18 protein-coding genes and 1 pseudogene are annotated in these 21740 nt (G+C 40.9%); 2 read left to right on the top strand and 17 right to left on the bottom strand.

The window, feature by feature from the left end; all coding sequences use genetic code 11:
• The first annotated feature begins 92 nt into the window (after positions 1-92).
• Together I6E24_RS02275 and I6E24_RS02280 are read left to right on the top strand one after the other, a co-directional pair.
• Positions 93-1079, top strand: a complete 987-nt coding sequence (locus I6E24_RS02275) for a GSCFA domain-containing protein (RefSeq protein WP_235325924.1) — start codon at positions 93-95, stop codon at positions 1077-1079.
• The gene (locus I6E24_RS02280) at positions 1055-3520 is read left to right on the top strand and encodes a bifunctional UDP-N-acetylmuramoyl-tripeptide:D-alanyl-D-alanine ligase/alanine racemase (protein ID WP_235325926.1); all 2466 of its coding nucleotides are present in this window, start codon (positions 1055-1057) and stop codon (positions 3518-3520) included. Before I6E24_RS02275 ends, I6E24_RS02280 begins: the two co-directional genes overlap by 25 nt.
• A 95-nt stretch (positions 3521-3615) precedes the next feature.
• On the opposite strand, the gene I6E24_RS02285 is transcribed toward I6E24_RS02280, so the two are convergent.
• The 17 genes and pseudogenes from I6E24_RS02285 to I6E24_RS02365 form a co-directional block, all read right to left on the bottom strand.
• Positions 3616-3981, bottom strand: a complete 366-nt coding sequence (locus tag I6E24_RS02285; protein WP_235325928.1) for a GntR family transcriptional regulator — start codon at positions 3979-3981, stop codon at positions 3616-3618.
• 4 nt (positions 3982-3985) lie between these two features.
• Positions 3986-4693, bottom strand: a complete 708-nt coding sequence (locus I6E24_RS02290; protein WP_235325930.1) for a hypothetical protein — start codon at positions 4691-4693, stop codon at positions 3986-3988.
• Positions 4690-5502: an ATP-binding cassette domain-containing protein gene (locus I6E24_RS02295; RefSeq protein WP_235325932.1), complete on the bottom strand. Its 813-nt coding sequence runs from the start codon at positions 5500-5502 to the stop codon at positions 4690-4692. Before I6E24_RS02295 ends, I6E24_RS02290 begins: the two co-directional genes overlap by 4 nt.
• A gap of 170 nt (positions 5503-5672) precedes the next feature.
• Positions 5673-6593 carry a 5-dehydro-4-deoxy-D-glucuronate isomerase gene (gene kduI, locus I6E24_RS02300; RefSeq protein ID WP_235325934.1) on the bottom strand — a complete coding sequence of 307 codons (921 nt, stop codon included), beginning with the start codon at positions 6591-6593 and terminating at the stop codon, positions 5673-5675.
• Positions 6594-6628: 35 nt separating this feature from the next.
• Positions 6629-8022 (bottom strand): annotated as a pseudogene (locus I6E24_RS02305) (PTS galactitol transporter subunit IIC).
• Positions 8023-8275: 253 nt separating this feature from the next.
• Positions 8276-9382, bottom strand: coding sequence for a sulfotransferase family protein (locus tag I6E24_RS02310; protein ID WP_235325936.1), 1107 nt, complete (start codon positions 9380-9382; stop codon positions 8276-8278).
• Positions 9383-9390: 8 nt separating this feature from the next.
• On the bottom strand, positions 9391-10896 hold the full coding sequence (cysN, locus tag I6E24_RS02315) for a sulfate adenylyltransferase subunit CysN (RefSeq protein ID WP_394800348.1): 1506 nt from the start codon (positions 10894-10896) through the stop codon (positions 9391-9393).
• 90 nt (positions 10897-10986) lie between these two features.
• Complete coding sequence (gene cysD / locus I6E24_RS02320) at positions 10987-11898, bottom strand: sulfate adenylyltransferase subunit CysD (RefSeq protein ID WP_204390506.1); 912 nt, start codon at positions 11896-11898, stop codon at positions 10987-10989.
• A gap of 15 nt (positions 11899-11913) precedes the next feature.
• The gene (gene cysC, locus I6E24_RS02325; protein WP_154043182.1) at positions 11914-12525 is read right to left on the bottom strand and encodes an adenylyl-sulfate kinase; all 612 of its coding nucleotides are present in this window, start codon (positions 12523-12525) and stop codon (positions 11914-11916) included.
• Between the two features lie 24 nt (positions 12526-12549).
• On the bottom strand, positions 12550-14091 hold the full coding sequence (locus tag I6E24_RS02330) for an SLC13 family permease (RefSeq protein WP_235325938.1): 1542 nt from the start codon (positions 14089-14091) through the stop codon (positions 12550-12552).
• 42 nt (positions 14092-14133) lie between these two features.
• A complete protein-coding gene (gene cysQ / locus I6E24_RS02335) occupies positions 14134-14940 on the bottom strand; it encodes a 3'(2'),5'-bisphosphate nucleotidase CysQ (protein ID WP_235325940.1) in 807 nt (268 codons plus the stop codon).
• Between the two features lie 110 nt (positions 14941-15050).
• Entirely contained in the window at positions 15051-16709 is a 1659-nt protein-coding gene (locus I6E24_RS02340) for an amino acid permease (protein WP_235325942.1), read from the bottom strand.
• A 31-nt stretch (positions 16710-16740) separates the two neighbouring features.
• Entirely contained in the window at positions 16741-17676 is a 936-nt protein-coding gene (gene rsgA / locus I6E24_RS02345) for a ribosome small subunit-dependent GTPase A (RefSeq protein ID WP_235325944.1), read from the bottom strand.
• Positions 17677-17829: 153 nt separating this feature from the next.
• The gene (gene frr, locus I6E24_RS02350) at positions 17830-18390 is read right to left on the bottom strand and encodes a ribosome recycling factor (protein WP_154043187.1); all 561 of its coding nucleotides are present in this window, start codon (positions 18388-18390) and stop codon (positions 17830-17832) included.
• A gap of 179 nt (positions 18391-18569) precedes the next feature.
• Positions 18570-19478, bottom strand: coding sequence for a PepSY-like domain-containing protein (locus I6E24_RS02355; protein ID WP_235325946.1), 909 nt, complete (start codon positions 19476-19478; stop codon positions 18570-18572).
• Between the two features lie 140 nt (positions 19479-19618).
• The gene (hisS, locus tag I6E24_RS02360) at positions 19619-20980 is read right to left on the bottom strand and encodes a histidine--tRNA ligase (protein ID WP_235325947.1); all 1362 of its coding nucleotides are present in this window, start codon (positions 20978-20980) and stop codon (positions 19619-19621) included.
• A gap of 73 nt (positions 20981-21053) precedes the next feature.
• Positions 21054-21737 carry a zinc metallopeptidase gene (locus tag I6E24_RS02365; RefSeq protein WP_204403233.1) on the bottom strand — a complete coding sequence of 228 codons (684 nt, stop codon included), beginning with the start codon at positions 21735-21737 and terminating at the stop codon, positions 21054-21056.
• Between the last annotated feature and the right edge of the window lie 3 nt (positions 21738-21740).

Genomic DNA, 21740 nt, shown 5'->3' on the forward strand with positions numbered 1-21740 from the left:
TATACATTAATTAAACATTTCTTCCACAAAAGTACTACAAATATACATATTGTGGTTACATTTGTAGCAAAAAATAATTGATATAGAGTGATATGGAACTGATTACCAGGACAGAATTACCTGTTGGACAATGTGAAATCAAGCATTCTTATAAATTAATGCTTATGGGATCGTGCTTTACTGAAAACATAGGTAACAGATTGTCCGTAAATAAATTCAGATGTGATATTAATCCTTTCGGTGTACTTTATAATCCTATGTCTATCAGGGAGGCATTGACTCAGATTATTAAAAATAAGACATACACTCCCGATGATTTGATGCAATCGCGCGGGTTATGGTTTAGCCTGATGCACCACAGTTCATTCTCTTCTTTTAATATCGACGAATGTCTTGATAATATAAACAGTCGTATAAATGAGAGTTCTGAATTTCTGACTAAAGCAGATTGGCTTGTGCTTACTTTTGGTACGGCACGTGTCTATAGATGGAATGAAGACGGGCATATAGTAGGTAATTGTCATAAACTGAATGAGAAATTATTTTCCCGCAGTATCCTTGATGTTGATGATATTGTTACTTCATATTCAAATCTGATATCTGTTTTGAGGATTGTTAACCCTGGAATCAGGATTCTTTTTACTGTCAGCCCAATACGTCATGCCAAGGATGGTATGCATGGCAATCAGATAAGCAAGTCTGTGTTATTATTAGCCATTGATAAAATATGCTCGTCGAATGACGGGTGCTATTATTTCCCGTCGTATGAGATAATGATGGACGAACTTAGGGATTATCGTTTTTATGCTGATGATATGCTTCATCCGTCAGGAAAGGCTGTTGATTATATTTGGGAGAGATTTTCAGAAACATATTTTAATCGGGAAACTATAGATTCAATAAAGGCCTGTAATGAAATAACCCGTGCTTTGGGACATAAGCCATTCAATCCGGATAGTGAAGCATATCGTGGCTTTTTAAGTCAAATACTGTTAAAAATAGAAGCACTAAAAGAAAAATTCACGTACTTAGATGTCGAAAAGGAAATAGAATTATGTCGAACACTATTGAAGAAATAACCTCAATACTGAATGCGGAGCGTATAGGTAATGCTCCTGCTAAAATAGACTGGATACTTACCGATAGCCGATCATTGTGCTTTCCGGAAGAAACTCTTTTTTTTGCTTTAAAGACAAAAAGAAATGATGGTCATAAATATATAGCTGAATTGTCTAACCGCGGAGTGAGGAACTTTGTGGTTACTGATTTGCCTGAAGATATGTCGGGATTTCAGAACTGCAATTTCCTGAAGGTTTCAAATACCTTGAAATCGCTTCAGCGCCTTGCTGCAAGTCATAGAGAACTGTTCGATGTGCCTGTGATTGGAATTACCGGAAGTAACGGTAAGACAGTGGTCAAGGAGTGGCTTTATCATATTATCAGCCCAAGCAGGGTTGTAACCCGTTCCCCAAGAAGCTATAACTCACAAATAGGAGTACCTTTGTCAGTATGGCTGATGAATGAAAATACTGAGATAGGTATATTCGAGGCCGGTATATCTGAGATGGGCGAGATGGAAGAATTGAAGCCAATAATCCGTCCAACCATAGGTGTCCTTACGAATATAGGTGGCGCTCATCAGGAGAATTTCACATCCGTCCAGGACAAGTGTATGGAGAAACTTCAGCTGTTCAAGGATTGTGATGTTGTAATCTATAACGGTGATAATGAATTGATAAGCAGTTGTGTGACAAAATCGCTGTTCGGAGCAAAGGAAATAGCGTGGTCCACAAAAGACATGGAGCGTCCGCTGTATATCGAGAGTATCAACAAGTTCAGCAATTATACAGACGTCAAGTACCGCTATTTGGGATTTATGAAGGAATATCGCATTCCGTTTATTGACGATGCTTCAATTGAAAATTCCATAAACTGTCTGGCCGTAGCTCTGTATCTGATGATTTCTCCGGAAGAGATAGCCGAAAGAATGCTTACACTGGAACCTGTGGCAATGCGAATGGAGGTGAAGGAAGGAAAGAATGGCTGTATCCTGATAAACGACAGTTATAACTCTGATTTTGCATCATTGGATATTGCTCTCGACTTCATGTCGCGAAGAACAGAAGATAAAGGCAAGAAACGTACATTGATTTTGTCGGATATTCTTGAGAGTGGACAGACCAGCAAACTTTTGTACAGACAGGTGGCAGAACTTGTACACAGCCGTGGAGTAGATAAAATAATCGGTGTAGGTCCTGAAATATCGGCATCGGCATCACTTTTTCAAATTGAAAAATATTTCTTCAACAAGACTTCTGAACTCATGGAGTCCGGAATACTGGATTCGCTGAGAAATGAAGTGGTATTGATCAAGGGAGCACGTGCGTTCCATTTTGACGATATTACTGATTATATGGAGCTAAAGGTGCACGAAACGATACTTGAAATCAACCTTAGGGCTTTGACAGATAATCTTAACCATTTCCGTAATAAACTTAAACCTGAGACTAAGATGGTCTGCATGGTAAAGGCTTCGGCATACGGGGCAGGACCGTTTGAGATTGCAAAAACACTGGAAGAGCATAGAGTGGATTATCTTGCTGTTGCGGTGGCAGATGAAGGTGCAGATTTGCGTAAGGCAGGAATTAATTGTCCTATTATAATAATGAATCCTGAACTTACGGCGTTCAAGACAATGTTCGACTATCACCTTGAACCGGAGGTATATAGTTTCAATATATTGGAAGAACTTATTAAGGCAGCCGAGAGGGAAGGTGTCAGCAATTTCCCTATTCATGTGAAAATCAATACCGGAATGAACCGTCTTGGGTTTGAGCCTGAGCAGTTGCCTCAGCTGGTTGAGCGTTTGAAACGTCAGTCGGCGGTAATACCGCGTTCGGTCTTCTCTCATTTGGTAGGCAGTGATTCAAGTCGTTTTGATGCCTTTACCCGCAGACAGATAGAAACATTTGAAGAGGCGGCAGCAAAGCTTCAGGAAGGATTTTCGTATAAGATATTGCGTCATATCTGTAACACAGCCGGCATAGAAAGATATCCGGGCGCACAGTTAGATATGGTAAGACTGGGTATAGGGCTCTACGGAATAGACCCTTATACAGGAAAAATGATAAACAACGTAAGTACACTGAAAACCACCATCTTACAGATACACGATGTGAAAGCAGAGGATACGGTAGGTTATAGCCGTAAGGGAAGACTTGATAGAGATTCACGTATTGCAGCTATACCTATTGGTTATGCCGACGGATTGAACCGTAGGTTAGGAAATGGAAAAGGGTATTGCCTTGTAAACGGAAAGAAAGCTCCTTATGTGGGAAATATTTGTATGGATGTTTGTATGATAGATGTTACGGATATTGACTGTAAGGAAGGTGACAAGGTGGAAGTTTTTGGCGAAAACCTTCCTGTAACTACATTGGCGGAATGGCTTGATACTATACCTTATGAGATATTGACCAGCGTTTCCATGCGTGTGAAAAGAGTGTATTATCAGGACTGATAATTACAGATAAAAAAACTTGCCCACGTTTTACTTAAAACTTGCCCGTGTTTTAAGTAAAACGTGGGCAAGTTTTTGTGGACATATTACTGCTATTATTTTTCTTTAAATTTCTTCCATTGCCTGATTATGGTTTCTATAGATATTTCAAGCAATTCCATCTGGCGAAATAGTTCCGGCAGGTTCTCATTCATGAATCTTTCTCCTCTTGTATGTCTTATTTTCTGAAGAGCATTTTCTGTGACGAAATATCCCAGTCCGCGTCTGGTATATATAATTCCCCATTGTAGCAATAGGTCGTAAGTCTTGACAACGGTATTTGTATTTACTTCGAGCAATACGGCCAGTTCGCGTACACTGGGAATGCGGTCGTCGGCATTGTACTTTCCTGCAAGTATTTTGTCACATATCCTTTCTGCCATCTGCAGATAAATGGCTCTGTCTTGTTTGAAGTCTGTCATAGGCTTATTCCAGTTCTACTTTTCTTAATCCTTTGTTTGCTGTAATTACAGCAAAAATACTCCAAAATACAGTTACCAGCACCAGAGTAATTTTAGTTATTAATCCGTACATAAATATAATCGACAACATATACGACAGGATAAAGGCTATGAACATACTCCAGAAATATACTTTTTTGTATTTCCGGTATAGTAATGCAAGAGGGGTGAGGATTATCAAATAAAGTATTAATATCGCAGCAATCAGATTCATCTTTATACCCTTTCCACCACCACCGAATATGAGGTGCAAACCGTTTACCTCATCTCCAAATACAAAAGGAATGGCAGCTTGCAGTATTATGTTTGATATTATAATACTTGGTATTAATATCATAGTCCCCATAAGTAAGGTGCTGTAATACAGGCTGGCTTGCTTTTCAGAAAGAGTAGCCGGAACGGATATCTTGTTTAAAAGTCCTTTTTTAGTAACTAAATCGCTAAACAGATTCAAGAATGGAAAATAATATGAGTAAAGAAGTAATAATAACTCAATCAATGATATACACTCCTTTATACCACCATTCCTTTTCATTGCAAGGCTGATAAATGTTATTGAGAACGAATGTAGTAATAGAAGTTTTATTGCTTCAGCTGCAGTCTTGTTTAAAAACAATTCATTTAGTTGCAGTTTACTGAATTGCATCATTCTTTTCAAACTGAAACTTTTCATAATATACCTCCTTCTTTTGTCAATGCGTTAAATAATAGTTCCAGAGAAATCTCTGTATCATCATTGTTGGTGTTGTTGCATATCACCCGATAACCTTCGGCACAAGGTTCGGAATATATCGCACCTTCTTCATTGCTCTGTATTCCGAAAGAGTACTTACTGCGTATGTCGTCAAGTGATGATATAAATGTCTTTTGGCCTTTTCTTAAGACTATTATGTCTGTCAACAGGTTTTCTATATCCTGGACCACATGTGTGGACAGAACTACAGTCTGGTCTTCCCTAATGTGCTTCATAAGCATTTTGCGGAACATTTTTCTGGTAGGTATATCCATTCCGTTGGCTGCTTCGTCGAATAGTATTAGTTTTGTACCGAATGAAATAGCCAGGCTTACCGCTATCTTGTGTTTCTCTCCTAAAGAAAGTTTGTCGATACTTTTTATGTTTTTGTTTATTTCAAAGTTATCGAGACAGTCATCAAGGATGTCTTTATTGAATTTAGGATAAAATGATGAATAGAGAGAGACATACTTTTCAAGACTCATTTTTGGAAATGTAAAATCAGCGGGCATCATGAATATTTCCTGTAGCGTCTCAAGCTTTCTGTCTCCAGGATTATTGCCGTATATATTTACATATCCTTCTTTTGCAAAAAGGATACCGGATATGATTTTCATCAGAGTAGTTTTTCCTGTTCCGTTTTTCCCTAAAAGTCCGTAAAATCTGCCTTCTTCAAGATTGAGGCTCAGATCTTCGATTACGTTTTTATTCGGATTATAACCGAATGATACATTCTTTAGTTCTACCATAACTCTAGATATTTTAATATTGTTATACTGTACCATAAAAGTAGTACAGTGCAAATGTATGGATTATTTATATAAAAGCAAAAGAACAGGCATATTTTTATGCACAAAAAAAAGTCTGCCTATCCGGAAACCGGAATAGACAGACTCTAAATATGACTTATATACTATTATTATCTCATTTCAGTATATTTGATTTTATCCATATCGTTGTAGTCAAGGTTTTCACCTGCCATACCCCAAATGAACATATAGTTGCTAGTACCTGCAGCTGCGTGGATTGACCATTCTGGAGAAACGATAGCCTGTTCGTTAGCCATCCATACAAGGCGCTGTTCCTGTGGCTGACCCATCAGGTGGCAGATCATGTTGCCTTCTGGTACATTGAAATAGAAGTAAGCTTCCATACGGCGACTGCGAGTGTGGGCAGGCATAGTGTTCCATACGCTACCTAGTTTCAATTCTGTCAGACCCATCTGCAACTGGCATGGTCCTTCTTCCAATACATTCTTAACGATAAGCTGGTTGATAACACGGTCGTTGCTTTCTTCCAACTTACCGGCAGCCATTGAGTTAGCTTTCAAAGAACCTTTACGTCCGTCGATTGTTATTAGCTGAGTTTTGTATTCCTTGTGTGCAGGAGCTGAGTTGATATAGAACTTAGCTGGTTTTGAAGAATCCTTGCTCTTGAAAGTAACTTTTTCGTTACCGCGTCCTACGTACAAAGCTTCTCTGAACTTCAATTCGTATTCTTTACCGTCAACAGTAACGATACCGTCACCACCTACGTTGATAACACCAAGTTCGCGTGAGAACAGGAAATATGGAGCTTTAAGTGGATCGATAGTTTCAAGAACTACTTCTTTATTTACAGGCATAGCACCACCGAAGATGAAACGGTCGTACATAGCGTATGTAAGGTTGATTTCATCTGCAGAGAAAACTTTTTCCATAAGGAAGTTTTCACGGATTCTCTGAGTGTCATAAGTCTTGAAATCCTGTGGATGACAAGCTGTCTTCATCTGGTAGTTAACTTGTGCGTTAGATGACAGAGCAGCTACACCCATCATCATTGCTAATGCTAATTTTTTCATGTTCTTATTGTTTTATTGAGTTTAGGTTTTCTTGATTAATTGTTGCTGTTGGCTTTTGCTTCCTTTACGATACGTGTTCTGTTATAGATAGCCATGATAAGAGCTATAGCTACCAATACTGCTGAACCCACATATTTGAAATTGTAGATCAGATGGAAGATACACCATGAGAAAATACTTGAAGCAAAGTCAAGTGCACCACCCTGGAATCCTTCAGGAATCTTAACTGCTGCGTCACCTGTCTTGACAAATACGTCATGAGCAGCCTGAGTAAAGTATGGAGCCAGGTCTGTTACGAAATACAAACCAACGATGAGGCTGACCAAACCTATAAGGAATGTCTTCAATACGTTACCGTTTGTGATAGGAAGTACAGCTGGGAATAGGTAGAACATTCCGGCAAGTGAGGCCAATGGAAGGAATTGGTTACCCGGAAGTATAACTGAAAGAAACAGTGTAACAGGAATAAGAAGAAGAGATACAACCTAAGTTGTAGGGTGACCGATAACCAATGCCGGACTCATACCGATGTTGAGGTTGGCACTGTTTTTGAATTTGCGTGAGATAAGCTCGCGTGTTGCATCCGATATAGGACGAAGACCTTCAATGAATAAAGAAGTGATACGTGGTATAAGTTCCATAACGGCCCCCATCTTGATACCCAATCCAAGGATTGCAGGTATGTTGTCAACCATTTCCTGACCGTTCTTGCATGCAAGCATACCGATACCGCAACCCACTACGATACCAAGGAAAAGAGGTTCGCCCATGATACCGAATTTTTTTTCATGCCTTCAGCATCGATATAAAGCTTGTCGAATCCAGGAATCATGTCCAGAGCTTTGTTGATAACAAGTGCGAAAGGTACGAATCCCTAGCAGAATGGTTGTGGAATAGAGATACCGTCCATCTTGTCATAATATCCCTGGAACTGTTTGCAGGTAAGGTCTGCCATAACAAGTGTTATGATATAACAGATGATTGCAGCAAAGAATCCCCACCAGATTTTTTCTGTTGCGAAATATACTACAGCACCAATGAAGGCAAAATGCCAGTAGTTCCAAAGGTCGATATTGACAGTTTTAGTAGTTTTAGTAAGAAGCATAACAATGTTTACAGCCAAACATACAGGAATGATAAATGCTCCTACAGAGGTGTTGTATGCTACAGATGCGGCAGCTGGCCAACCCATATCGAAAATCCGCAGACTTAAACCGTAAATTTCTGTTACTTTTTTAAGTGGGTCGCCAAGACTACTTGTCAGCAAGGCTGTCACCACAGACAAACCAACGAAACCGACACCAACTAACAGACCGCTCTTGAGAGCTTTACCAAATTTAATTCCAATACACAAGCCTAAGATTGTAAAAATGATAGGCATCATCACAGCAGCACCCAGTCCGATGATGTAACTGAAGACTTGTTCCATGCTTTGTTTTTCTACAGATTTTACTATAATTAAGATTTGTTGTTTATTTTCTTGGCCAAAAGTAATTTCTTTTATTGTAAAATCCAATCTATTTTTGACTATTTTGGACTATTCGCCAAATATATAACATATTTTTCGTTATCGCACACGAATTATGTATCTATTATGGAATAGAAATAAAAAAATATCGTTTGTATCGAAAACACTTTACAAACGATATTTTTGTAATATATACTTATTGTATTTTTATATGTTAAAGCTTATAGTTCCATTGCTCAAGTGCAAACGACCAATGCTTTTCTACCAGCTCTATTGTTTCAGGTTTATATTGATATTTATTCTTTTTATAACCTTTTTTCTTGTTCACATAATCTCCTATCGCGGTGCGTGACTCGTCGAATCCTGGCAATGACAGTTTTTTATAAATTTCTTCTGTCATATCAAAAGCATTTTGTTCGTAGTCTTCAAATTTTACCTCTACCAGATTTCCTTCAGGTATGAATTTTTTGTCTTCTTCATATTTGTGGTATAGTTTAGAGTATACCTCCAATATGTTTGCCTGAAGTTCTTCATTACTGATATGTTGCAGCATCAGAGGCTGTATAGTGTTGGTAAAGAAACTTCTTGTTGACTCAAACACAGTGTATGGATTACGCATCAGATAAATGAACTTGGCATTAGGGAACATTTTTACAAGTTCCTTTACACGTCCGGTGTGAGGAGGGTTCTTGCTCAGGAATTGTGTTCCTTTTGTATTCCATAATGAAATCTTGATCAACTTAGTGAAAACCTCTTCGAAAACTTTCAGTTCTTCATCTGTAATATCGTTGAAAAGCAGATACTTGTCTGCATATTCCATCATGTGCTTAGGAAGAAACCAGAAGTTGTAATATGTATAAGGCATCATATTGGCCAAAGCAAACTCCTCTTCCTGAGGAAGGTCTACTGCAAGTTCCATGTTATCTGTCGGACGCTTGTCTGGCATTATCCAACTCATGTTCTTTTTGAAGAATGGCTGTCCCCACATCATAAGATGAGGAAATACTGTCTGATACGTTGTGTTGTAGCCAAAGTGCATGTCGCAAGAGAATACATTATGCATGAATGTGGTTCCACTGCGCCAGTGTCCCAGTATGAATACCGGATCGTGCTCAAGAGGTTTATCAGCCAACAGCTTTTCGTATTTTTTGTCCTGTAGTGGTTTGAGAGTTGACAGCAAGCGGCATACAGATTTTGTAAGTCTGTATTTATTCTTGAATTTATCGTCTATAACTCTTCCCTCTGTTATCTGATTGAAAGTTTTCCAGTCAGCTCCCACAAGTGGGTTAACAGGCAATTTACTGAATTCTAGTAATCCCATTATTAGTATTATTTTCTTATTTCTATATCGATTCCTTGACGTGACAGCTCTTTCACTGCTTTTTCTACAGCTTCATAGTGTTCAGGAGCAATACCAAGTTTAGGCAAATCCAGAATAGGCAATACCATCTGGTTGTGCATATCCTTGTCTGCCACCTGATTGATAATCATACCTACGGCACTTGTATTGTTTGTTATAGGGTCTATAAGTATGAATGCACCTGTAGCCTTGTTGTCCGAATATGAGTCGAAGAACAGTTCCTTTGATGAAGTGAGTACAACTTTCGCAATCTGGTTCAGTTGCATTGGAATATCTTCCTTGGCAAGGCGGCCGTTTTCAACACTCAGGTGTTCCATAGTGTTGATGTCCACCTTATATTCTATGCTGTCGATGCGTGTACGGCTTGTGTTTGTGGTATGTTTCAGGAAGAATGATTTCTCCATATCCATCTTCTCTTCATCCATCCATACCAGCATAGCCTCAAAGTTACGTCCCACCATAGGAACGTTATCAGGATGTACAAGCATTTCACCTCTTGATACGTCTATTTCGTCTTCCAGTGTGATGGTTACAGACATAGGAGGGAAGGCATAGTCTATCTCACCTTCGTATGTAACGATACTCTTTACGTGTGATTTCTTTCCTGACGGGAGAGCCATCACTTCGTCGCCTTTGTGTATAACACCTGAAGATACTTTTCCACAGAATCCGCGGAAATCAAGGTTAGGACGCAAAACGTACTGAACCGGATAACGGAAATCTTTCAGATTGTGGTCATTTCCTATATGTACTGTTTCAAGATATTCAAGCAACGATGTACCTTCGTACCATGGTGTGCGGTCTGATTTCTCCACTACGTTGTCACCTTCGAGGGCTGACAGAGGAATACACTGAATATCCGGAATATTCAGAGGCTCAACGAAAGACTTATAGTCGTTGACAATCTTGTCGAACACTTCTTTTGAGAAGTCTACGAGGTCCATCTTGTTCACAGCCAGAACCACATGTTTGATACCGAGCAGTGAAACCAGGTATGAATGGCGCTTTGTCTGGGTGATAACTCCTGTACGTGCATCAACAAGGATTATTGCAAGGTTGGCTGTAGAACCACCTGTAATCATGTTACGTGTGTACTGTTCGTGTCCCGGAGTGTCTGCAATGATGAATTTACGGTTGTTTGTAGAGAAATATCTGTATGCCACGTCGATTGTGATACCCTGTTCACGTTCAGCCTTCAGGCCGTCAAGCAAAAGGGCATAGTCAATATGTTCGCCTGCGTTACCTACACGCTTGCTGTCGCGTTCGAGTGCGTCAAGCTGGTCTTCGTAAAGTTTCTTGCTGTCGAACAACAGACGGCCTATAAGAGTTGATTTACCGTCGTCAACAGAACCTGCTGTAAGGAAACGGAGCAAGTCCTTCTGTTCGTCTTTCTTTAGGAATTCCTCTATGGACATATTTCCGCGTGCTTCGCCTTCCATAGGGTTTCCTGATTTGTTTTTATCTAAAGTTTCCATTTTACTTAATTAATAATGAACAATTAATAATTATAACTGATGGCGTTTTCAATTAGCTATGCTAATTTTAAATTATTAATTTTTAATTATTTAGAAATATCCTTCGCGTTTTTTCTGCTCCATGCTGGCTTCCTGGTCGAAGTCAATCACACGAGTGGTACGTTCGCTCTTTGTAGTAGTCATCATTTCCTCAACAATCTTTTCGATTGTATCAGCTTCACTTTCTATCGCTCCTGTGAGCGGCCAGCAACCAAGAGTACGGAAACGTATCTTTTTCATCTCTATCTTGTCCTTGTATTGTTCAGGCAGACGGTCGTCGTCAGGCATAATTAGCTGTCCGTCGATGTTTATGACCGGTCTTTCCTTTGCGAAGTACAGAGGAACGATAGGAATATTTTCAAGACGTATGTACTGCCATATATCAAGTTCTGTCCAGTTGCTCAGAGGGAACACACGGATGCTTTCTCCTTTTCTGATGCGGGCATTATAAATGTCCCAAAGTTCAGGACGCTGGTTTTTAGGGTCCCACTGGTGGAACTCATTTCTGAAAGAGAATATACGTTCTTTTGCACGTGACTTTTCCTCGTCGCGGCGTGCACCACCGAATGCTGCATCGAATTTGTATTTGTCGAGTGCATTAAGCAAAGCCTGTGTCTTCATTAGGTCTGTATGGACTTTACTACCGTGAGTGAAAGGACCTACACCGGCTTTGAATGCCTCCATATTGCTTTCTACGATGAGATTCCAGCCATATTTCTTTGCATATTCATCGCGGAACTGAATCATTTCCTTGAATTTCCATTTTGAGTCGATATGCATAAGAGGGAATGGTACCTTGCCCGGTGCAAAAGCTTTTTCTGCCAGACGTACCATTACAGATGAATCCTTGCCTATACTGTAAAGCATGACAGGATTTTCGAATTCGGCAGCCACTTCACGTATAATGTGGATAGACTCGGCTTCCAGTTCCTTCAAGTGGCTAAGTTTATATTCTTCGATCATATTTTTATTTTGTTTTTAGTCTTTTTTGAATGATATTTTAGGAAGTATAAGTTCCAAAAGTTTGTTTACAGACTCCTCAACACTCAGTTTTGATGTATCTATAGACAAAGCCGGGTTTGCCGGAGCTTCGAAAGGTGCTGATATACCTGTGAAGTTCTTTATTTCTCCACGTCTGGCTTTTGCATAAAGGCCTTTCACATCTCTTCTCTCGCATTCCTCTATAGGTGTGCTAACAAATATTTCAAGGAAATTTTCCTTGCCTATTATATTGGCAGCCATTTCACGAATGTCATTGTTCGGGCTTATAAATGCTGCAATAGTTATTATGCCGGTATCTACAAACAGTTTTCCTATTTCGGCTATGCGTCGTATATTTTCCACTCTGTCTTCTTCAGAGAAACCCAGGTTGTTGTTTATTCCGCTGCGGATATTGTCTCCATCAAGAATTCTGCATAGCAGACCACGCTTTTGCAATTCCCTTTCAAGAGCTATTGCAATCGTGCTTTTACCTGAGCCGCTCAGTCCGGTGAACCATATCATCACGCTATGCTGATGAAGCAGTTCTTCCTTGTCGGCTCTGGTGAGCATCTTGTCGAATATAGGATAAATGTTGTTTTTATTTTCCATATATGTCTAGTTTTTATTTATTTCCTAAAATGGCCAAATTTGCGGTATAAGCAGTACCGAAATTATGAAAGTAATGATATTAAGCGGCAGACCTATGCGTACAAAGTCTGTAAACTTATAATTACCGATACCCTGTACTATAAGGTTGGTCTGATAACCGATAGGAGTGGAGAAACTGGCCGAGGCAGCCACGCATACGATTACAAAGAATGGCATAGGGCTTACTCCAAGCTGTTGCGACAGTGACAAGGCAAGCGGGAATGATAATGCCGCAGCTGCATTGTTTGTTATCAGTTCTGTAAAGACATTTGTTATTATAAACATTGCCGCCAGCAATACGTACGGACCGTAACTATGGCTGAGGCTTATGATTTGGCTGGCTATCAGGTCGGAAACCCCAGAGTTCACCATAGCCTTGCTTATCCCGAATGCGCATGCAATGGTTATCAGTACGTCCCATGATATGTATTTGGTGTATTTGCGTGGAGGAAATATCTTTGTCCATGCCATTATTACTGTAGTTACCGACACGAAAAAGAACATATCCAGCTTAATTCCTTCGGGCAACATCTTCTGTACGGCAGGAAGTTCGCCCACTGTAGCTCCGATAATCATAATCAACAATAATGTCAGGGCAAGCCAGCGTTTTTTCTTTCCCACAGGCTCTACATCCTTACCGTTTGCCAGCATGATGAATACAGATGATTCACCCCATGTCTTGATGAAACTGTCGTCTGCCATTATCACCAGCGTATCGTTCTCGCGGAAGTGCATCTTCGAAAGATTGGTATAAGTATTACCGTTTCTTCTCAATTCCTTAATCTCGGCACCATAGTGGCGTTTGAAGTCGAAATCAGATATACGGCGGTTGATACCAGGGAAACGTGCTCCTATCACAGCCTCTATAGGGTGTAGCGACGGATCATCTTCGCCTGAAATAATCTGGTCCGGACGTTGTGCCGGAAGCAGTTTCTTAGAGAAAATGAACAGGTATATGATACCGGCAAGTGCTATGAAGATACCCACCTTGCCAAGCTCAAACATGCTGAACCCTTTCATTCCTGCATCCTGTATCATACTGTGTACCACGAGGTTTGTAGAAGTTCCAATAAGTGTACACATACCTCCCAAAATCGTTACATACGACAGGGGAATGAGGAAATAAGTGGCAGGCAGCTTTACATAGTTTGCCCATCTCTTTATTATAGGAGCAAATATTACCACAACCGGAGTGTTGTTGAGGAATGCCGATATGAAGGCAATGCTTGGCAGCATTCTTAGTTGGGCCTTGAATACATTAATATTCTCGACAGGTAGCAGTCTCTTGATAAGTTTTGTCAGAGCACCGCTTTGGCGTACTCCTTCACTTACGAGGAATAGCATGGCCACAGTTATCATTCCTTTGTTGCTGAAACCCTCAAGCATCTCTTTCGGGCTTAGTATTCCGGTACATAGGAAAATTACAAGAACGGAGAATAAAATCATTCCCGGTCTCATTTTGTCAGCAATTAGAGCTGCAAGCATCCCGACAAGTGAGACAAGCACTATGATTATTTCGTGTGACATCTTTTATTGACTTAGTCGATTTGACAATTCTTATCTTACTTGTTACTTGGCAATGAACCACGGATTCAATAAATCTTCTTTGTTGTATGCGAGTGGAGTCTTCTCGTCTGTGTGGTATACCTCTCTGCCGGCAGCGCGGATAATGGCATGTCCTGCAGCCGTATCCCATTCCATTGTAGGAGCGAAACGCGGATAAATATCAGCCTTGCCTTCGGCTATAAGACATAGTTTTAGAGAACTGCCTTTTGACACAGTCTCTACGTCATGGTGTAACTCTTTTACCTTTTCGATAAACTCTTCTGTCTCAGGAGAAAGATGTGAACGAGAAGCCACAACGACGAATGTATTCCTCTCTTCTTTAATAGGAAGACTGATTGCTCTTGATGTCAGCGAAGAGAATGTTTCTTCTTCAGATACGGAACTTATATTTTCCACTTTGTATGCCCCGTGTTCACAGTCGCCCAGATATAATTCTTCCTTTACCGGAATATATATTACTCCGGCTTGAGGCGTACCGTTCTTTACGTATGCTATATTAACGGTGAATTCGCCGTTCTTTTTTATGAATTCTTTTGTTCCGTCCAGCGGATCGACTATCCACAACTCGTCCCATTCCTTTCTGTTTTCGAACGGAAGTTTCTTTCCTTCCTCACTCAGCACAGGTATATTTGTCGATGAAAGTATTCCGCTGATAACTTCATGCGCTTTCCTGTCGGCTATTGTCAGAGGTGAATTGTCAGCTTTCTTTTCTATTTCAAAATCTGCATTCGGATTAGTATAGACACTCATTATTTTCGCACCTGCTTCTATTGCAGCACGGACTGCGACCATCAATATATTTTTATCCATAATCTATAAATCGCTGTAAAATAAGTACTTTTTTTCTAAAAGCCTATAGTTGAAAACTCTGATTTCCTGGACTAAGTTACGTTTTATAACTTATTTTAAGATATAAAATATTACGATATTACAGGTTTGGAGTGTTTCCACATTCTGTACATATAGTATGCGCAATGTGTCACTGCAAAGGCAAATGATATGGCCAGCAATGTCTTGTCAGCTTCCCAGCCAACTGTCTGCTGATGCCAAAGTCCAGTTATTATGCTCAGTACGGACAATGATATACCCATGATGTTCAGTACCATATCTCCTTTTCTTATTCTGACTCCATTTTCCAGTTTGCTGTGTCTGATACCATACGATGCATATACGTCAAGTCCAATAAGCATCCATAGCACAAGTCTTATCCACGTGTCGGCAGGCAGGAAACACATCATACACAGACATGTCAGTATTCCCAGTATCGGTACTGCCGGTACAAAAGGAGTCTTGAATGCCCTAGGTGCATCCGGCATGGTCTTTCTCACAACAAGAATTCCGGCGCATACCAGTGTGAACGCAAGAAGTGTTCCTATACTGGTCATCTCGCCTGCCACCTGTGCCGGAACAAATCCTGCCAGCAGACTTACAACCACCATGAACAACAAGTTACTGTGTACCGGTGTTCTTGTCTTCTCGTTTATTCTTGAGAAAAATTTCGGAAGCAGACCGTCGTGGCTCATACTCAGGAATACACGGCTCTGTCCCATAAGAGTTACCATTATGACAGAGCAGTAACCGAACAGTATAGCCAGAATGATAGCTTTATTGAGCCACGGATATGCAGGAGTAATTATTCCTGAGGCATCAGCAGTTCCCATATTTTCTATAGCTACAGCAACAGGAGCTATTCCTACGTGACCTTTGAACTCGGTATAGTTTGCCACACCAGTCATCACGTGAGCAAACAGAATATATAAGATAGTACAAACCAGAAGTGAAACCAGAATTCCTATAGGCATGTCGCGTTTAGGATTCTTTGTCTCTTGTGCGGCAGTACTTACTGCATCGAAACCTAAGAAAGCGAAGAAAACTATTGCCGCACCACGGAATATTCCTGATATACCGAATTCACCTAGCTTTCCGGTATTTTCAGGAATATATGGAATATAATTGTCTGCCTGAATGAATTTCCACCCCAGAACTACGAACACCAGAATTACCGCTATTTTCAGAAATACTATAAAACCGTTGAATATGGAGCTTCCAGCTGTACCCCGCATCAGTATGATACTCATCATTATTACAATAAGTATTGCAGGTATGTTTATTATACCTCCGTCCCATGGACAAGCCGTAAGATGATGGGGGAGTGATATGCCTATACTTTCCAGAAAGACTACCATGTACCTACTCCAGCTAATGCTTACGGTAGTTGCGGCGACGGTGTATTCCAACACAAGGTCCCAGCCTATAATCCATGCAATGAGCTCACCCATAGTGGCATACGAATATGTGTATGCACTGCCCGACACAGGAATCATGGATGCAAATTCTGCATAACACAGACCTGCAAAACAACATCCTATTGCTGCAATGATGAACGACAGTGTTATGGCAGGTCCGGTAAATTCTGAAGCTACTGTTCCGGTGATTGAGAAAAGTCCTGCACCTATTATTACTCCCACTCCAAGAGCTATAAGGCTTATAGGACCAAGCACTCTTTTCAGAGTCTTGCTGCCTGAAGCCTGTGCTTCTGCTTGCAGAACTTCAATACTTTTTCTTATAAATAGTCCCATTCTGTTTTAGTTGTATATGTTTTTATATTTTCTAATATGCCGAACGGTATTTGCCGTCCTCTTTGTCATCCAGGATACTCAGATAAGAAGTATATCTTGATTCGCTGATATAATGTTTCTCCACAGCTTCCCTTACTGCACATCCCGGCTCATGTCGGTGCGTACAGTTGCCATACTTGCAGTCGGCAGAGAATTTGAAAATTTCCTTGAAATAATGTCCCACCTCTTCTTCTTCCATATCGAATGTTCCGAAACCTTTTATTCCCGGAGTGTCAATTATATATCCTCCGCCATCTACGGGGAACATTTCGGAGAATGTAGTGGTGTGCATACCTTTGTTGTGGACGTTCGAAATATCACCTGTCTTCAAGTTCTGTCCCGGCAGAATGGCATTGATGAGCGTAGATTTTCCTACCCCTGAGTTTCCGGAGAAAAGAGTAATCTTGCCTTCAAGTCCCTTTTTAATTTCTTCGATACCTATATTGTTCAGTGCCGAAACCTTGTAGCACTGGTATCCGATAGTGGTGTATAGGTTTATAAGTTCTTCCAGATATCTGTTTTCATCTTCCGAATATCGGTCTGTCTTGTTGAAAACCAGACACACCGGTACGCAGTATGCTTCGGCCGATGCCAGAAAGCGGTCTATGAAGGTGGTCGATGTCTCCGGATAGTTCACTGTAACGATAAGCATGCACTGGTCAAGGTTTGAAGCTATGATGTGCGATTGCTTGGACAGGTTGGAAGAACGTCGTATGATATAGTTCTTTCTGTCCTCGATTTCTGTTATGAAGGCTGTTCCTTCCTGATTGCGTATGATTTTTACCCGGTCGCCTACAGCTACCGGATTTGTACTTCTGATACCTTTCAACCGGAAGTTGCCTTTAATCTTGCATTCCACTTCGCTTCCGTCATCGGTTTTCACCAGATACCAGCTACCTGTATTTTTTATTACTAAACCTTTGTCCAAAAGAGTTGATTTTTTGTAATTGTGAATTACTGATATTATTTAATAAAGAAAAGAAGAAACTGCATCACTGTGTTTTTTGGAAAAAATGGTAGTGCAGATTCTTCTTTCTTTTATAGTGTATAAATGTATTGGTGTATGCACCAACAGAAAACATTATACTGTCATGATTTCCTTATCCTTGGCAGCAAACATATCGTCAATCTGCTTGATAAACTTGTCGTGTATCTTCTGCAGTTTTGCTTCGCTGTTTTTCTGCTCGTCTTCAGGCATACCGTCTTTTACAGCTTTCTTCAATGCGTCGATTGCATCGCGGCGAGCGTTACGGATACTTACTTTTGCAGTTTCAACTTCGCCTTTACACTGTTTTGACAATTGCTTACGGCGTTCCTCTGTCAATGGAGGTATACCGATACGTATGATTTCGCCATTGTTTTCAGGCATAATTCCAAGTTCTGAGTCGATGATGGCTTTCTCAATCACGCGGAACATGCTCTTGTCCCAAGGCTTGATAGCTATGCTTCTGGCATCAGGAGTAGTTACTGCTGCCACATTGTTGATTGGAACCATGCTTCCGTATGAGTCAACTTTGATGCCGTCCAACAAACGTACATCTGCTTTTCCTGCGCGGATATGTGCCAATGCTTCGTCAAGGTACATGATTGCCATGTCCATTTTCTCTTCAGCTTCGCTGATTATAGTTTTTGAATCTGCCATTATTTTTTAATTTTTAGGTTATGCTGTTATGTGATAATATTTTAAGTGAACAAAAGTATGTGTTTTTTTGCTCTTTTGCAATAGTTGATGTATAAATTGATATTCTAAAATGAAACTATCCCGTTTCGTCACGCTTATTATGCTGTGCGAAACAGGATAGCTTAATGTCTGCAGACCTGTCAGTCTTTATATTCAGCCTTCAGAGTTCCGTCCTCATAAAATTGCAATTCAATGTCATCATCATATCTGCCTTCTATCTCAACGCTGAAGAAATTGCCTTTCGAATTCGTCTCGTAGTACTCGATGTCATCAATATAATAATCAGGATATGTAGTTGTGATATGATTTCTTGCTGCTTCAGGCAATACAGACGAATCTCTGTTATAATCCTTCTTTGTATAAACCCACTCATATCCGGCAGTCAGCAAAGCGTCATGTTTGATGTTCTCGAATATGAATTCCACTTCAACGCCGCCATCCTCAAATTCCACGTCAACGATTCTTGCACCCGGATATTTGCTTTCAACCCACGAATACGCATTGTTGGCAGGCTGTGTAGGCAACAGATCCGTATAGTCAGGATTCTGGTTTGCATCAAGTACTTCTTTCACCAGAACACCGTCTTCCGAGTAGTACAAGTCAGCTTCAGTCTCCTTGTTGTTTTCCTCCTTTTCCACCTCTATTACATATAGAACCAGATTCTCGTCGTGTTTCTTTATCACATCCACTTCGTCGTCGTGCCTCCATGGGAGTTTGGAATAGTCGCTTTCGTTGAAAGCAGTCGTTACAGCTTGTGGAAGTGAAGAGAAAGGAATGTCATATTCATGCATTTTGAATTCTGCAGTTGTTTTCTCGAACCACGCTGTGAAGTCCGTGTCGTTTCCTGCACGGCTGCCGTTCCATTCGAAAGAAGCTATCGCATAATTTCCGTTGGTTCTCCAGGAGACATCTTTCGCTCCGGGAAATTCACGTTCTAATGCTTCGTAAACAGCATTGTCTATATAGCCGTCGCCGTTCTGCTTGTCACACGATGAAAGGGCGATAGTTCCGCATATCAGGGCGGTTGTAATAAACTTAATTTGCTTCATAACAATTGGTTTTTAAATTATCATATTGCAAACATAGTATTGAAAACTGAAAAGATTTGGGAATTTTGAAAAAAAACAGCGCCACTATGGATATTGTGTCCATAATGACGCTACAATGTATATAATTTAAAATGTCTTTCTTATTTTATGGCAGCTACAAGCTCTTCAGGAGTAAGAAGCGACTGTTCGCCTGTAGTCATATTCTTCAGGGTAACCTTTCCTTCGTTCATCTCGTTTTCTCCTACTATAGCCACAAAAGGAATCTGTTTTGCGTTGGCATAGCTCATCTGCTTTTTCATCTTTGTGCTGTCCGGATATATTTCGGCGCGGATGCCTGCCTCACGGGCCTTGAACAATATAGGAAGAGAATATTCTGTTTCCTTCTCGCCGAAGTTGACAAACAGAAGCTGTGTTCCGTTTACTGCCTCCTTTGGATAAAGGTCTAACTGATTAAGAACGTCATAGATACGGTCGGCACCGAAAGAGATACCTACACCTGACATGCCATCCATTCCGAATACACCTGTCAAATTGTCATAACGTCCACCGCCACTGATACTTCCTATCTGAACGTCGAGAGCTTTCACCTCGAAGATGGCGCCTGTATAGTAGTTCAGTCCGCGGGCAAGAGTAAGGTCGAGTTCCACTTCCGATTTCATACCAAGCTGTGCGACATGCTTCAGGATAAATTCGCTTTCCTCCACACCCTTAAGTCCTGTCTCGCTTGCAGCCAGAACTGTTTTCAGAGTCTCAAGCTTCTCTTCGTTCGTTCCGCTCAGCAGGATTATAGGCTGCAACTTGTCAATAGCTTCCTGAGGAATACCCTTCGATGCAAGTTCGGCATTTACATTTTCCAGACCAATCTTGTCCAGCTTGTCGATGGCTACTGTGATGTCAACAATCTTGTCGGCCTCGCCGATGATTTCAGCTATACCGGTAAGAATCTTGCGGTTGTTTATCTTGATGGAAACACGAATTCCGAACTTGTTGAACACAGAATCAATCATCTGCACCAGTTCCACCTCGTTGATAAGGGAGTTGCTTCCCACAACGTCGGCGTCACACTGATAGAACTCGCGGTAACGTCCCTTCTGAGGACGGTCGGCACGCCATACCGGCTGGATCTGGAAACGTTTGAACGGGAAAGTAATCTCGTCGCGGTGCATAACCACGTAGCGGGCGAAAGGTACAGTTAGGTCATAACGGAGTCCTTTCTCGCAGAATTTGCTCGCAAGCTTGGCCGCGTTTCTGCTCAGAAGTTCTTCGTCAGTGATGCCTGAGAAGTAGTCGCCTGAGTTCTGTATCTTGAAAAGAAGTTTGTCGCCTTCCTCACCGTATTTACCCATCAGGGTAGAAAGGTTCTCCATAGAAGGAGTTTCTATCTGACTGTATCCGTAGAGGTGGAAAACTTCGCGTATGGTATCGAATATGTAGTTTCTCTTCGCCATTTCAACAGGCGAGAAATCTCTTGTTCCTTTCGGTATTCCCGGTTTTGTAGCCATATTGTTTCTGTTTTAATTATTTTTGGTCACAAAATTAGATAATTATTTTATAAGAAGGAAATAATCGTGGAAATTACTCTTCGCGGCGACCCATGAATATCATTATATAATATACCAGAGTGGCAAGCGAGCCAAGTGCGGCAACCACGTATGTGTATGCAGCCGACTTAAGCGCATCTTTAGCCATACCGTGATTCGAAGCGTTTGTGATACCCGCGCTGTTCAGCCATACCAGTGCACGACGGCTGGCATCAATCTCTACAGGAAGAGTGATGAAACTGAAAAGTGTTGTCATTGCGAAAAGACAGATACCTATCAGCAACAGCTGAGGGAACGAATTTATGAGCAATATACCTGCAAGCAATATCCACGACATTATAGACGAAGAGAACTGTACTACCGGCACCAGAGCCGAACGCATCTGCAGAGGAGCGTACGCGCGTGCATGCTGTACGGCGTGACCGCATTCGTGGGCAGCAACAGCAGCCGCAGCCACGCTGCACGACGAGTAAACACCTTCACTCAGATTTACAGTCTTGTTGGTTGGGTTAAAATGGTCTGTAAGCATACCCGGAGTGCTGATAACCCTTACATCGTAGATACCATTGTCGCGCAGCATCTTTTCCGCTACCTCGCGTCCTGTCATCCCGTTGTAGAGAGGAACCTTCGAATACTTGTCAAACTTGCTTTTCAAACTGGACTGCACTATAAAACTCACTATAGCGATTCCGATAAAAATAATCCAACTAAATACCATATA

It is taken from the genome of Bacteroides caecigallinarum, from assembly GCF_021530995.1.
GTDB lineage: Bacteria > Bacteroidota > Bacteroidia > Bacteroidales > Bacteroidaceae > Phocaeicola > Phocaeicola faecigallinarum.